Here is a 13,310-nt window from a genome sequence, read left to right as displayed (position 1 = left end):
ACTCAGGGTTCGATAGATACGAATGGGGGGAGGGATTTACGGGCGAATACCGAGCAGGAACTCTGCGTTGGATTTCGTCTTTTGCATCTTCTGAACGAGTTGCTCCATCGCATCGGTCGGGCTTAATTGCGAGAGGGTTTTTCTCAAGAGGGAGACTCGCTGGTACTCTTCCGGGTCGAGCAACGCTTCTTCCCTTCGCGTTCCGGATGCGTTGATATCGATTGCAGGCCAAACGCGCCGATCGACTAAGGCGCGATCGAGAACGATTTCCATGTTCCCGGTTCCTTTGAACTCTTCAAAGATGACATCGTCCATCTTGCTACCGGTTCCGACCAGCGCGGTAGCGATGATGGTCAAGGAGCCACCTTCTTCCACTTTGCGAGCCGCTCCAAAAAACGACTTGGGTTTTTGCATGGCATTGGCATCCAAGCCGCCGCTGAGGAGTTTACCGCTTTGCGAACATTCGCCGTTCCAGGCGCGTGCAAGGCGTGTGATCGAGTCGAGGAAGATCACCACATCGATGCCATCTTCCACCAATCGCTTTGCCTTCTCGAGGACCATCTGGCTGACTTGGATGTGTCGGGAGCCGGGCTCGTCGAAGGTGCTGCTAACGACTTCGCATTTCGGGCCACGGACTTCGCGTTGCATATCGGTGACTTCCTCCGGCCGCTCATCGATCAAAAGGATGATGACGTAGGCGTTCGGATAATTCGCCAGGACGGCTTTGGAGAGCTTTTGAAGCAGGACCGTTTTGCCCGCGCGCGGCGGGGAGACGATCAAGCCGCGTTGTCCAAAGCCGATGGGGGCGATGAGATCGACGACGCGAGTCTCGATTATTTCAGGCGTGGTTTCCAGAACGATCCGCTTGTTCGGATGCAATGGGGTGAGCGAGTCGAAGGGTTTGCGGGATTTGGCTTCGTTGGGATTGCGATGGTTGATGGCTTCCACGCGGAGCAACGCGAAGTAGCGTTCGTTCTCTTTAGGAGGACGAATCTGACCGGAAATTGTCATCCCGGTGCTCAGGCCAAAGCGTCGAATCTGAGAAGGGGATATGTAGATATCGTCGGTGCAAGAGACGTAATGGTGGCTCGAAGATCGCAAGAATCCGAACCCATCGTTGAGGATCTCCAGGGTACCTTCACCATAGAGGATGCCGGAGGAGAGGAGTTTTGCCTTGAGGACTTGATAAATCAATTCCTGTCGATCGAGCGATTCGGGGTTGCCGAGTTTCTCGCTTCGAGCCAAATCGAGGATGGCCTCGGTCGGCATCTGTTGCAAGGTTGCAAAATCGATAGCGGACTGGGATCCGCTGCTGGGCTGCGCGTGTCTTCGGTCTTTGTACAGTTCCTCGGAAAGGGACAAAGGCTCCGCATCCCGTGGGGAGGAAGTAGAGCGCAGGGGAACCGACCTGGGAGAAGGGGTTCCGTTTTGATCGTGACCGTTCATGAAAAGTTAAACGAGGTCCGCTTGGTTCAACAACAGGCCGCACTCGGGGAGCGAATGGAGCAAAGCGACTGAACGCCAGCAGATGGACGATGGGAGGGGAGGTAAGAAGAGAGAGTAGAGCGAACCGCTCGACCGCCTGATTATAGGTCTAGCGATGTCGTTTGATCAACGGAACAAGCCCGAAAACCTCAGGCATTCCGGAGCGAAATCCCAAGGTTTTTCGAATGTTGCCTCCGAGGAAATCGGTGGCGTTCCGCATTGTCATTGCCGCAAAACGGCAGAACGTCCCGTTGCGGCGGTGTAAGGCGATGTTACGGGGCCTTGATCGTCTTCGCCACTGAATCGCCAGAGGGTTGGATAAATTTCGGGCCCGAGATACGCCGGTGGGACTGGTGGGTAACCTCGAGATCCTCGAGTGAATCCCGTATTTCGGAGAGACCTTTGACACCATCCCGCCTCATCATTTGGAGGCCGCCGGACACGGTTCGTGTTTGGGGCCAATTGTCTTCCAGCCGTTTGCCCCAATCGTGCAGTCGTTGAAGGAGTTGTTGGTCGACGCGTCGCACGCGCGTCGCGGCTCTCGCGATGACAAGTTGTTCGTCTTTGCGCAGCTTCCAAAGGTGCAAAACCTCTTCGAGGTCGATCGGCTCGTACGATTGGTGGAGGAAGATGAATTCGCCGCGAGCTCGGTGCAGGACCGATTCGGACCCTTGCACCGGCCCGACGACCGATTGCTTTCGCACCACTTCCAGTTGCGGGTAGCGCCGACGCAATTCGTCCAGGATCTCGGGGGTAGCGTCGGTCGATGCGTCGTCGACGGCGATCAATTGCACGTCTCGGCTCAGTTCGCATAGCCATTCCAGAAGTCGCTCGATCTGGGATTGGATTTCACTCTGACGATCTTTGACTGGGAAAATGATGCTCAGAGAGTCTCTCATGCAACTATCAATTCTCAAGAGGGATGGCGACGGGGGAACCGGGTGCGGCGACTCGTCGGATCATCGGATTGAAAGCATTCGCAAGTGGAAGGGCCGCGAAGGAATTCTGTTTATGCCGGATGTAGCAATTGTCCCGGTTTGTTCTGCAGGCCCACCTCCGGAAACCGAGAAATGGAGATGCGTGTTCGGGGCTGCGACCTAACAGATAGTAGCGATCGTCGCCCATCGCACAGCTATCAGCCCCTTACGCGAGACGTTGTTATGAGTGCATTTGCCATTCGCCCTACCCGGTCGTTTGTCCCGGTTCTGCTCCACATGCTGGACTCGATTCTTCTTTGCATCTCCCTGCCATTGGTTCAGTGGCTGACAAACAAACCGATCAATGAGCTCACGGCGATTGTCAGTCTGGTATCGTGCATCGCCTTGTTCGTGATCGGCGAGTTATGCGGTTACTATCGCCGGAGCGGTGGTCAGTCCGCAAACAGCGAAGTGGCGTTAGGGACCATCGCATGGATTATCACGTTCGTCTCCATCCTATTGGTTGGCGTCTTCACCAAGCAGATCGACACCTTTGCTCGTTCCAGCATGGTTGCTTGGTTCTTTGTCGGGGGTCTTCTGTTGCTGTGCAGCCATATGGTCGTGCGAGCAGCCATGGAGTATTTGTGTAAACTCGGAGTTGGCGTTCGGCGGACAGCCATCATCGGGGCGAATCGATTGGGATATGACATTGCGCGCAATGCCATACGATCGGCTGATAGCGGATTGCGGATCGTAGGTTTCTATGACGATCGGGGTGCGGAGCGACGGCAAGACCACGAGCAGGATTTGCCCGACTATTGCGGTACGACAGCCGAATTGATGGCGAGTACCCAGCGTGGCGAAATCGATGTCGTGTTGATTGCATTGCCCATGCGCGCCGAGAAACGGATTCAAGATCTGCTCGATGTCTTTGGAAACACCACTGCGTCGGTCTATATCGTGCCCGACTTTTTTGTTTTCGAATTGCTCCACTCGCGCTGGACCCAAGTCGGCGGATTGCCCGTAGTCAGTGTTTTTGAGACCCCCATGTATGGGGTAGACGGGTGGGTCAAGCGAGCGCTCGATTTGAGTGTGAGTTTGATCGGTGTCATTCTGATTTCTCCCATTCTCTTGATCTGTGCCTTGCTGGTTCGCTTTACCTCCCAGGGGCCTGTCTTCTTTCGTCAGAAGCGGTACGGTCTGGATGGCAAGGAAATACTGGTGTGGAAGTTTCGATCGATGTTTACTTGTGACAACGGTTCGGTGGTGAAGCAGGCGACGAAAGATGACCCTCGTGTCACTCCGGTCGGTCGCATCCTGCGACGCACGTCGCTCGACGAATTGCCACAGTTATTCAATGTGATCGATGGCTCGATGTCTTTGGTCGGGCCTAGACCCCACGCCAATGCGCACAATGAGCACTACAGAAAGCTGATTCGCGGCTATATGATGCGACACAAGGTCAAGCCAGGAATCACCGGCTTGGCGCAGGTCGAAGGGAGTCGCGGAGAGACCGACACCATTGAAAAGATGGAGGCTCGCATCGCGTTGGATCACCGCTACATTCGCGAGTGGTCACTTTGGCTGGACATCAAATTGATCTTAAAAACTTTTCGAGTCGTACTGCGACAGGATGCTTATTGAACATGTCGTTGCACCCACGCGACCAACACGGGCCTTGGCAAATCATTGCACGGCATGCTGTTTACCAGGATCCTTGGATGTCCGTGCGCAAGGACGACGTTATACGCCCCGACGGGTTGCTGGGGACTTATTCCACGGTCCGTATCAAGCCGGGTGTGTGTGTGATACCCATGGATCGCGATGGCTCGATTTACTTGACCCAAGAATTCCATTACGCCGTCGGTCGGGACACGATCGAAGGGATTAGTGGTGGGATCGAAGACGGGGAGTCGGCCGAGGAGGCCGCATTGCGGGAGCTTCAAGAAGAAGTGGGAGTGCAAGCCGAGCGATTGCAGCACTTGGGCTGGGTGGATCCTTTGACATCCGCCTTGTCCTCCCCGACGCAGCTTTTTTGCGCGACGGAGCTCCGAATGGTGGAGGCTTCACCGGAGGGTACCGAGCAAATCCAGCGAATTCAAGTCTCGTTGGAGCGAGGAATTCAGATGGTGATGGAGAGCGAGATCACCCACGGTCCGACTTGCACGGCCATTTTAAAAATGGCGATGTTGCGAAATTCAGGAGCGATCCCAGCAGGTTGATTCGGAGCGTCGACTGGAATCTCGCGTCGTAGGCAACCAATTGGTAGGATGCTCGCTGGTTTCCAGCAATCGATTCTGAAGGCGCAAAGGGATCCATGATGGCGATGGAATCGGAATCTAGTCTGAACCCACCGGAATCCTCGGCGAAGATGCGTCTCGCGGAGGGGCAAGAAGTGAATCTCGGCTGCGGCACGTTGATTCTAATCGCATTGATCGTCTTGATATTCAGTCGGAGCAAGACGGGAGATTTGGAGCGAGAGATCGAAGGGTTGCGAACGGAAATCCGCGAACTCAAGACGGCCGTCGAGGGTCAAAGTGTTCGGCTTCAAGAGTTGCAGAACACGCTGACCAAGCCGAAGGCCGAATAGTCCATTGGATCGATCGACGCGAGGCATCCTTTGGGGATCGAAATCGAGAGGAAGGAATCCATGACCTCGTTTCTGTGTGCCCTCCTTCACCGACCGCGGGGGCTTTTGGTTTTGGATGCTGTGGGGGCGTTGAACACGTCTTTGGCAACCTACTTTTTGCTCGGCGCCGAGCGATGGAAGACGGGGCTGCCGATTGGGATCCTGACTGCGATGTCATTGGCTGCGTTGGGATTCGCAATCTGGGATATGGTTTCGCTCCTGGGGGTTATTGAGGCCCGTGTTGGGCTACGTGTTATTTCCGGCGCGAACCTCCTTTACTGCTTCATGGCGGTTGTGCTGTTGGTGATTTACCGGAGCGACGTCACGTGGGAGGGCGTGGGGTATTTCGGATTGGAAATTGCGGTGATTTTGCCATTAGCGGTATGGGAGTGGATTGTCGCGGGGCGGAAAACGGCGACCGCCTCGGACTGTGGCATTAGTTTTTTTCATTCGACGGAAGGGTAGTCTGTACGGGGATTTGTTAGGTGCATGCAAAAGGGTTACAATTCGGCCGTTCGGGCATAGACCTTAGGGTGAGTGCTCGGCAGCCTTTGTCCTCTTATTGCTCGAGCCCATCGGAGTTTCCCCGTGCAAGTCAACGTTTCCGCTCGTCATGGTCACCTCAAAGCAGAAGATCAAGCGATCATTGTCGAGAAGGTGGAGAAGGTTCGGCGCCTCTTCGACCGCATCAACGCGATCGAAGTCACCGTCGACTTGGAGCATTTGGACAAGCCGTCGGTCGAAATCAACGTTTCCGCAGAACATGCACCTGATTTCGTCGCTTCCGCACAATCTCAAACGATTTTGGCCGCTTTGGACTTGACGATTGGCAAGGTGGAACAGCAAATTCGGAAACACAAAGAAAAGGTGACGGAGCACAAAGCCACTGGAGTCAAGCACTCCAATGGCGAGACCGTCTAACACCAGCTCGTTCGATCCCCGGTCGCGAGGAAAGCCGATTGGCGATGCCTCGCGGTTGGAATATTTATAGTTTCGTATTTTTGGCCAGCTCCCTTCGGAGTTGTGTGAGCGATTGAAGGATTTCTAGGTCCATGAAGTTTTCTGCATTTATTTCCCCCAAGGCCATTCGGGCTCAGCTCTCGGCGACAAGCAAAGAAGGGGTGATCTCCGAGTTGGTCGACGCGTTGGTCGAAGCGGGTGAGATCAAAGAAGCGGATCGAGGCGATATCGTCAAAGCGATCATGAAGCGCGAGGAGTTGGGGAGCACTGGGATCGGTCGCGGCGTGGCCGTCCCTCACACGAAGCATGCCAGTGTGGAGAAGTTGGTTGGGACGGTCGGTGTCAGCGAGACCGGTCTCGACTTCGAGTCGCTCGATGGCCACGACGCATCCTTGTTCTTTTTGCTCGTTTCCCCTCCGGATCGTCCTGGAGATCACTTGCGAGCTCTCGAGAACATCTCGCGTCAATTGCGCGATGACACCTTTTGTCGGTTTCTTCGTCAATCGAAGAGACCTGAAGACATTCTTCAGTTGCTCGAAGAGGCGGACAGTAACCAGTTCGGTACTTGATAGCCATGAGTGCGGCGATTCAACATTGCGTAGTAGTTGTTAAAAACCCCGAAGGGCTGCATATGCGTCCTGCGGATAAACTGGTGCGCACGGCGGCTTCCTTTCAGTGTCAAATCGAGCTGGAGCGGGCTGGGCAAGTCGCGGACTGCCGGAGCATTCTCAGTCTTCTCACGTTGGCAGCAACGCAGGGTAGCGAGTTGATTCTGCGTGCTCAGGGGCCCGATGCGGATCAAGCCGTGCAGGCGATCAGTCATCTCTTTGAATCCCAATTCGACGAACCATCTGCTGCACCAGGCTAATGTGCTTCGTCGGTCCTGAAACCATCCATGCGATAAGGCGTTGCGTCTGCGAGAAATGACTTTTCTCTTGGTCCATTCCAACACACGAGCGGCACAGAATGCTTGAACTGCAAGGTATCGCTGTATCGCCTGGCGTTGCCTTCGGGCGTGCGTTGGTTTTCGACCGAGAGGGATATCGCATCACCCGATGCTTGGTGAAGCCAGGGGAGTACGAGTCCGAATGGAATCGTCTCATCGAAGCGGTCCGGGTGGCCAAGACCAAATTGGAATCCAATCAGCTGTCGACCGCCGCGACCTTGGGCGATCATCTCGGCGGAATTTTCTCGGCCCAGCAGCAGATTCTTCTCGATCCTCACCTCCAATCGGAGCTGGAGAATCTCATTCGGAAGAAGTCTTACTCCGCCGAATATGCAGTGAGCGAGGTTTTCACTCGGTACGCGGCTGCCTTTCGCAAATCTCCCAGCAGTTTTCTCGCCGAGCGCGCCAATGACGTGCGGGATGTCGAGCGTCTTTTGTTGGAGCATTTGACGGGTCAGCCGATGGCCACCTTAACGCAGTTGCCGCACGAGGCGATCGTCGTCAGTCACGACTTGACTCCAGGGGAAACGGCAGCCTTCGATCGCTCTAAAGTTCTTGGTATTTGCACCGAGGCGGGGGGGCCAGGGGGGCATACGGCGATCGTGGCGCGAGGGATGGAAATTCCCGCGGTCGTCGGGGTAGGCAATTTCCTGCACAACATTCGAAGCGGCGATGAAGTCATCATTGATGGGCACTTGGGACGCATCATCGTGTCGCCCGATGCCTCGACCCGCGATCGGTATCTCGAACGACGGTTGTTTCGGCAGTCGATCGCGACCCAGTTGGAAGAAATCCGAGACTTGCCCGCCAGCACCAGCGATGGAGTGCGTATTGAGTTGATGGCGAACGTGGAGTTCCCTCATGAGGCAGCAGCGTGCATCGCGCGCGGCGCCGATGGGGTGGGTCTCTATCGAACCGAGTTCCTCTACTTGGGGCACTCCAATGAACCGAGTGAAGAGGAGCATTACCAAGCGTATGCACGCGTCGTGCGCGATATGCAAAATCGTCCCGTCGTCATTCGCACCCTCGACCTGGGTGCGGACAAGATGGGGATGACTCATTTGACAGAGCCCGAGAACAATCCGTTCTTGGGATTGCGAAGCATTCGTTTGAGCCTTCGAAATCCAGCCCTCTTCCGGATTCAGGCCAGGGCGATTCTTCGGGCTGCTTGTTTGGGAGACGTGCGAGTCATGTTTCCCATGATCACGACGCTCGATGAATTGCGAAGCGCTCGCTTTCTGTTGCGTTCGGTCGCCGAGGACTTAGCGTCCGAAGGCGACTATATCCCTTGTGCCGTGCAAGTCGGGATGATGGTCGAAGTCCCAGCGGCAGTACTGATGTTGGACCGGTTCATCGAAGAGATCGACTTTGTCAGCATCGGAACCAATGACTTGACCCAGTACACCCTCGCGGTAGATCGAAGCAATGAATCGGTTGCAGACCTCTACCAAGCATGCGATCCCGCCGTGCTTCGACTGATTCAGCGAACGCAGCAAATCGCATCCGAGAACCATAAATCGACGAGTGTTTGCGGTGAAATGAGCAATAACCCTGCTTACGCACTGCTCCTCGCCGGAATGGGAATTCGCACGTTGAGCATCGCCCCTGCGGCGATTCCCATCCTCAAGAAAGCGATCCGATCGGTGACGATCGGGCAATGCGAAGCGATGGCATGGAGAGCATTGCGTCTCTCCACGGCGCGCGAAGTAGACGCTTTCTTAATGAATCAATTAGCCGGGCTCGTGCCCGAAATCGTTTTGCAAGCCTAACGATCCAAGTACAACCATTTGAAATTTGACGCTTCGATGTCGCTCCTCCATAAGCGATCGACAAGACGCCGAGGACAAGAATCCAACTGGATACACTCGCGATGCTCTTTTCAAGGACGAAGCGATGGAAAGGAACCAAGCCTCGATGAAAAAGGAAATGCTGATCAATGTCTCCCAAATGGAGGAGTGCCGCATTGCCCTGCTGGAAGACGGAGTTCTGGAAGAACTCTACACCGAACGGACCAGCCAAAACAATTGGGTAGGGAACATCTACAAAGGGAAAATCGTCAATATCGAACCGAGCATCCAAGCTGCCTTCGTCGACTTCGGCGTCGGACGCAACGGATTCCTCCATATCAGCGATATCGAACCGCAATACTTCCGCCAAGCTGGCTACGATCCCGATGAGATCATGGATGGCCATTATCCGGGCGTGGACGATGAACAGGACGAAGAAGCCGAAGAAGAATCGTCCGAACAAGGAAAACGGAACGGACGTCATTCGCGACAGCGCGGCGGAAAACTCCGCAGCGGTCGACCTCGGTTCAAGCCGCCGATCCAAGAAATCTTCAAACGAGGTGACGAGGTTCTGGTGCAAGTCATCAAAGAGGGGATCGGCACCAAAGGCCCTACTCTCTCGACCTACATCAGTATCCCAGGCCGTTATCTCGTTCTGATGCCCGCCCTCGGGCGAGTCGGCGTCAGCCGCAAGATCGAAGACGAAGACGAGCGACGCAAGCTGCGAAGCATGATGCTCGAACTGCAACTCCCCAAGGGGGTCGGCTTCATCGTACGCACCGCCGGCCAAGAACGGACTCGCAAAGAATTGTCCCGAGACGTTGCGTACCTCCTCCGATTGTGGAAGGTGATTGTCAAGCGGATCAAGAGCACGCCAGCTCCCTGCGATGTCTACGAAGAAAGCGACATCATGATCCGAACGATTCGCGATACCTTCACCGATGACATCGACACATTGATCATCGACGAAGAAAACGCGTACAACCGAGCCAAAGAGTTTCTGGAGCTTGTCATGCCCCGCTTTGCCGATCGTCTTCAGAAGTACGATCGCAAAGAACCTCTCTTCCACCATTACAAATTGGAGCAGGAGATCGCTCGGATCCACCAGCGTGTGGTTCCGCTCAAGGGTGGTGGCTCGATCGTGATCGACCAAACCGAAGCGCTCGTCGCGGTCGACGTGAACAGCGGTAATTTCCGTGGAGGAGAGGAGAACGCGGAGGAAAACGCGTACCACCTCAACGTCGCGGCTGCCAAGGAAATCGCGAGACAGTTGCGTCTCCGCGACTTGGGGGGGGTCATCGTCAATGACTTCATCGATATGCGAAGAGAAAGCCATCGGCGCAAAGTGGAGAAGACGTTGCGCGACGCGATGAAACGCGATCGAGCGAGGACCAAGATCCTACGCACCAGTCCGTTTGGATTGATCGAGATGACACGGCAACGTATTCGCCCCAGTTTCAAGCGAAGCGTTTACGAGGATTGTCCTTGCTGCCGAGGCCGATCGCTGGTGAAGACAGCCGAAAGCATGTCGATCGAAGTAACTCGGTTGATCATGATGGCTTGCCAGATGTCGAATGCTGCCCGGGTGGTCGTCAAAGTCAGTGAGAACGTTGCCGCGTATCTCAACAACCGGAAGCGTAGAGACTTGATCAAGCTCGAGGAATCGACCGGCGTGAATATCTTGATTCTCGGTAGCGATACATTGTTCCCCGAGCATCTGGATCTCGAGTGTCGCGATAGAGACGGGACCTTGATCCCACTGCCGTTCTTAAGCGAACGGGCGTAGGGTCGGCAACCGGCTGTCCACTGCAGGCAGCGATCGGCTGACCCATCAGTCCTTCGCGCGCTCGCATTCGGTTATAGGCTGACAGGGTCGCAGGAGATCATCTTGCGACCTTTTTCTATTGTAGGGAGACCCATGAATTCCGCTGCCAGGAAGGGTGACAAACGATGAAGTGCTTCACGATCGGCCACCATACAATCCCCTCCGATCGCATGTTGCTGATCGCAGGTCCATGCGTCCTGCAATCGCTCGATCTGTGTCTGCAGATCGCAGAGCAAGTGCAGGCGATGTGCGACGCGATGGATATTGCATACGTCTTTAAGGGTTCGTTTGACAAAGCGAATCGAACCAGCGCCAAGGCGGATCGAGGACCGGGGATCGATGCGGGGTTGGAAATCCTCGCGAGGGTGAAGGACCGGATCGGTTGCCCCGTCACCACGGACGTACATTTGCCCGATCAAGCAGCCGGGGTCGCGGAGGTTTGCGATCTGCTTCAGATCCCGGCGTTTCTCGCCAGGCAGACCGACCTCATCGTGGCTTGCTCGGCTACCGGTCGCCCGCTCAACGTCAAGAAGGGGCAGTTCATGGCACCCTCGGACATGCAATACGTCGTGGAGAAGGCCTTGAGCAGTGGCGCGCCGGGCCTGGCGCTTTGCGAGCGTGGAACGTTTTTTGGCTATGGCCGGTTGGTCAATGATATGACAGGACTCCCGGCGATGCGTGCACTGGGCGTTCCGGTCCTTTTCGACGCCACCCATTCGGTGCAACAGCCAGGTGGGCTCGGAGGAGCGACCGGTGGAAATCGAGCGATGGTGGAGCCATTGGCCCGTGCGGCGGCTGCGGTTGGGGTCGACGGCCTCTTTTTTGAAACGCATCCCGATCCGAGTCAAAGCCCTAGCGATGGCCCTAATATGGTCCCGCTCGACGCCTTCGAAGGGGTGCTGGGTCGGGTCCATACCATTTGGCGAACCACGAAACCTTGGTTAACGTAATACGCAGTTCCGCCACACCTTCTCATCCTCGCCGCTCCTAAGCTTATGACACGACGATTCGTAACAAACTCTGTTTTCGCGGGATGTCTGGCGGTCGCATCCCTGCTCATAACTGGATGTGAAAACAAGAATCAGCGAGAGCTGCAGCAGATTCAGGCGGCTAAGACATTGTCGCAGGAACGGAAGGATACGATTCGCGAAGCCTTTCGATACCTGCCTCAATTGATTCGACTGGATCGAATCGCTGCGCTGAAGGAGATTCGCTACCAACTCAACACGTGGTCCAAGAGCATTCAGAATCCTCCGGAATGGAAGTCTCCGGAGTTGCTCAATTCAATTGCTCCCAGCCTTCTCACGATCGACTTTTCGAAACGGATGAAGGACATCGAATTCGGCGAACCGGAATGCGAATACTTGCTGCAGTGCCAGATGCTCAGCCAAGTCGCCCGGTGGGTTCTCGAGCAGCCGTACCGGGACGGCCTTTTCCTGGACTGGCTCGCGGCCCAGCAAAAGACACTCCCACCGGAAGAAGGGCTGCGGTTGGAGACGGCACTCAAGCTCTTTGATTGGACGATTTGCAATGTGGCGATGGAGGGTGCACCCAAAGACGTCGAGCAATTGCTGACGAATCCGGATCTTCCCATCTCGGACAACGCGCTGATCTATCGGCAGCTGCCGTGGCAGACAATGATGTTCGCTCGCGGGGATCGCTGGCAGCGGGGGCGGGTGTTCACGCAGTTGCTTTTTTCGCAGGGAATCGATTGTGTGGTGCTGGCGTTGCCCAGTCCTTCTGGCGCCGTCGAGAACGCCTCGGTGAGACCCTGGTGCATCGGGGTACCGATCGGCGAGGAGCTCTACCTATTCGAACCGCAGTGGGGAATGCCCATTCCCAGTCAGTCGGGGGATGGGATTGCGACCCTTCGAGAAGCCAAAAGCAATCCGCAGGTTTTGCGACGCGCGAAGATCGCGGGGTTCTTCGAATATCCCGTAGAGCAAGCGGACTTGAGCAAGCTGATTGCGATGATCGACTGCGAACCGTTCGCTGTTTTTCGTTCGATGTTCACGCTCCAACGTTCTCTCGCGGGTGATAATCGAATTCGGATCAGCATGGATGCCGATGCCTTGGAACAGCGAATTCAAAAGCTGGATGAAACGCTTTCCATTCGGCTCTGGAATGTCCCGTGGCTGAGTCACGTTTATAACATCTCGCTGCGCCAAAGATTGGACGAGCAATCGCCATTTTCGATGCAGTATATGGATCAGCATGGTGTGTTCATTATGGACACTCCCATCAGTCGCGCGCGGCAATTGCATTTCAATGGGCAATTTGAAAGCACGGTGGAAGCGGATGGTGCGCTGCGGACTTACATGGACTTTCGCGTCGACGAGCAAACGCTGAAAGAATTGATGACCGATCGAGCGATCCAGCAAGAGCTTGGAATCGTCCGTAGCCCCTACGAGCCGATCGAACGATTTGAGATGCGGTTGCTCCAAGCGCAGGGTTTCTTTCGTCGATCCAAGTTCGATATCGGGATCTTTGCCGCCATGGCAAATGGCGATTTGAACAAACCGGAGACTGCGATCGACTGGTTGCAGAAGCGAACGCTCGATGTCGAAGGAACGCAGAAGTGGCATGCCCATGCCCACTACTTGCTAGGTCGCATGTACGAGCGAACCGGGCAACCGAAGCAGGCCGAAGCAGAATATAAATTCGAGGCGTCGCCTCAGGCGGCTGGGAATCGCATTCGCATTCGCAAGCTACGACAGAAATTCTCCGCGGAGTTGGGCGAAGAGTAGGTTCCGTTGGCCGT

Annotated in this window: 14 protein-coding genes; 12 read left to right on the top strand and 2 right to left on the bottom strand. The window is 55.5% G+C overall.

Annotated features, from left to right (window positions below; translation table 11 throughout):
• Positions 1 to 36 precede the first annotated feature (36 nt).
• Both rho and VN12_RS10245 read right to left on the bottom strand, forming a co-directional pair.
• Positions 37 to 1,293 (bottom strand): transcription termination factor Rho, encoded by a 1,257-nt coding sequence (gene rho, locus VN12_RS10250; RefSeq protein WP_409994277.1) that lies wholly within the window; start codon positions 1,291 to 1,293, stop codon positions 37 to 39.
• Between the two features lie 464 nt (positions 1,294 to 1,757).
• Complete coding sequence (locus VN12_RS10245) at positions 1,758 to 2,384, bottom strand: glycosyltransferase family 2 protein (RefSeq protein WP_146676724.1); 627 nt, start codon at positions 2,382 to 2,384, stop codon at positions 1,758 to 1,760.
• Here VN12_RS10245 and VN12_RS10240 point away from each other — a divergent pair.
• The 12 genes from VN12_RS10240 (at position 2,383) to VN12_RS10185 (ending at position 13,296) form a co-directional block, all read left to right on the top strand.
• A complete protein-coding gene (locus tag VN12_RS10240; protein ID WP_146676723.1) occupies positions 2,383 to 2,586 on the top strand; it encodes a hypothetical protein in 204 nt (67 codons plus the stop codon). The genes VN12_RS10245 and VN12_RS10240 overlap by 2 nt on opposite strands.
• Positions 2,587 to 2,645: 59 nt before the next feature.
• Complete coding sequence (locus VN12_RS10235) at positions 2,646 to 4,046, top strand: undecaprenyl-phosphate glucose phosphotransferase (RefSeq protein WP_146676722.1); 1,401 nt, start codon at positions 2,646 to 2,648, stop codon at positions 4,044 to 4,046.
• A gap of 2 nt (positions 4,047 to 4,048) precedes the next feature.
• A complete protein-coding gene (locus VN12_RS10230; RefSeq protein WP_146676721.1) occupies positions 4,049 to 4,624 on the top strand; it encodes an NUDIX domain-containing protein in 576 nt (191 codons plus the stop codon).
• A 104-nt stretch (positions 4,625 to 4,728) separates the two neighbouring features.
• Positions 4,729 to 4,992 carry a hypothetical protein gene (locus VN12_RS10225; protein WP_146676720.1) on the top strand — a complete coding sequence of 88 codons (264 nt, stop codon included), beginning with the start codon at positions 4,729 to 4,731 and terminating at the stop codon, positions 4,990 to 4,992.
• Positions 4,993 to 5,052: 60 nt separating this feature from the next.
• Positions 5,053 to 5,496, top strand: coding sequence for a hypothetical protein (locus VN12_RS10220; protein ID WP_146676719.1), 444 nt, complete (start codon positions 5,053 to 5,055; stop codon positions 5,494 to 5,496).
• A 123-nt stretch (positions 5,497 to 5,619) separates the two neighbouring features.
• Complete coding sequence (hpf, locus tag VN12_RS10215) at positions 5,620 to 5,952, top strand: ribosome hibernation-promoting factor, HPF/YfiA family (RefSeq protein WP_146676718.1); 333 nt, start codon at positions 5,620 to 5,622, stop codon at positions 5,950 to 5,952.
• A gap of 131 nt (positions 5,953 to 6,083) precedes the next feature.
• Positions 6,084 to 6,560 (top strand): PTS sugar transporter subunit IIA, encoded by a 477-nt coding sequence (locus VN12_RS10210; RefSeq protein ID WP_146676717.1) that lies wholly within the window; start codon positions 6,084 to 6,086, stop codon positions 6,558 to 6,560.
• A 5-nt stretch (positions 6,561 to 6,565) separates the two neighbouring features.
• The gene (locus tag VN12_RS10205) at positions 6,566 to 6,859 is read left to right on the top strand and encodes an HPr family phosphocarrier protein (protein ID WP_146676716.1); all 294 of its coding nucleotides are present in this window, start codon (positions 6,566 to 6,568) and stop codon (positions 6,857 to 6,859) included.
• A 98-nt stretch (positions 6,860 to 6,957) separates the two neighbouring features.
• Positions 6,958 to 8,706 (top strand): phosphoenolpyruvate--protein phosphotransferase, encoded by a 1,749-nt coding sequence (gene ptsP, locus VN12_RS10200; protein ID WP_146676715.1) that lies wholly within the window; start codon positions 6,958 to 6,960, stop codon positions 8,704 to 8,706.
• A 124-nt stretch (positions 8,707 to 8,830) separates the two neighbouring features.
• Positions 8,831 to 10,510 carry a ribonuclease E/G gene (locus VN12_RS10195; RefSeq protein WP_240491390.1) on the top strand — a complete coding sequence of 560 codons (1,680 nt, stop codon included), beginning with the start codon at positions 8,831 to 8,833 and terminating at the stop codon, positions 10,508 to 10,510.
• Positions 10,511 to 10,674: 164 nt separating this feature from the next.
• Complete coding sequence (gene kdsA / locus VN12_RS10190; protein ID WP_146676714.1) at positions 10,675 to 11,499, top strand: 3-deoxy-8-phosphooctulonate synthase; 825 nt, start codon at positions 10,675 to 10,677, stop codon at positions 11,497 to 11,499.
• Positions 11,500 to 11,544: 45 nt separating this feature from the next.
• Entirely contained in the window at positions 11,545 to 13,296 is a 1,752-nt protein-coding gene (locus VN12_RS10185) for a hypothetical protein (RefSeq protein WP_146676713.1), read from the top strand.
• Positions 13,297 to 13,310 lie beyond the last annotated feature (14 nt).

It is taken from the genome of Pirellula sp. SH-Sr6A, from assembly GCF_001610875.1.
Lineage (GTDB): Bacteria > Planctomycetota > Planctomycetia > Pirellulales > Pirellulaceae > JBKCUI01.
The sequence above is the reverse complement of the archived record's forward strand: the minus strand, read 5'-3'. Positions and strand labels throughout refer to the sequence as shown.

Coding starts and splice junctions, on each gene's coding strand:
- VN12_RS10240 (WP_146676723.1), top strand. CDS start 2,383: ATGCAACTATCAATTCTCAAGAGGGATGGCGACGGGGGAACCGGGTGC.
- VN12_RS10245 (WP_146676724.1), bottom strand. CDS start 2,384: ATGAGAGACTCTCTGAGCATCATTTTCCCAGTCAAAGATCGTCAGAGT.
- VN12_RS10235 (WP_146676722.1), top strand. CDS start 2,646: ATGAGTGCATTTGCCATTCGCCCTACCCGGTCGTTTGTCCCGGTTCTG.
- VN12_RS10230 (WP_146676721.1), top strand. CDS start 4,049: ATGTCGTTGCACCCACGCGACCAACACGGGCCTTGGCAAATCATTGCA.
- VN12_RS10225 (WP_146676720.1), top strand. CDS start 4,729: ATGGAATCGGAATCTAGTCTGAACCCACCGGAATCCTCGGCGAAGATG.
- VN12_RS10220 (WP_146676719.1), top strand. CDS start 5,053: ATGACCTCGTTTCTGTGTGCCCTCCTTCACCGACCGCGGGGGCTTTTG.
- VN12_RS10210 (WP_146676717.1), top strand. CDS start 6,084: ATGAAGTTTTCTGCATTTATTTCCCCCAAGGCCATTCGGGCTCAGCTC.
- VN12_RS10205 (WP_146676716.1), top strand. CDS start 6,566: ATGAGTGCGGCGATTCAACATTGCGTAGTAGTTGTTAAAAACCCCGAA.
- ptsP (WP_146676715.1), top strand. CDS start 6,958: ATGCTTGAACTGCAAGGTATCGCTGTATCGCCTGGCGTTGCCTTCGGG.
- VN12_RS10195 (WP_240491390.1), top strand. CDS start 8,831: ATGGAAAGGAACCAAGCCTCGATGAAAAAGGAAATGCTGATCAATGTC.
- kdsA (WP_146676714.1), top strand. CDS start 10,675: ATGAAGTGCTTCACGATCGGCCACCATACAATCCCCTCCGATCGCATG.
- VN12_RS10185 (WP_146676713.1), top strand. CDS start 11,545: ATGACACGACGATTCGTAACAAACTCTGTTTTCGCGGGATGTCTGGCG.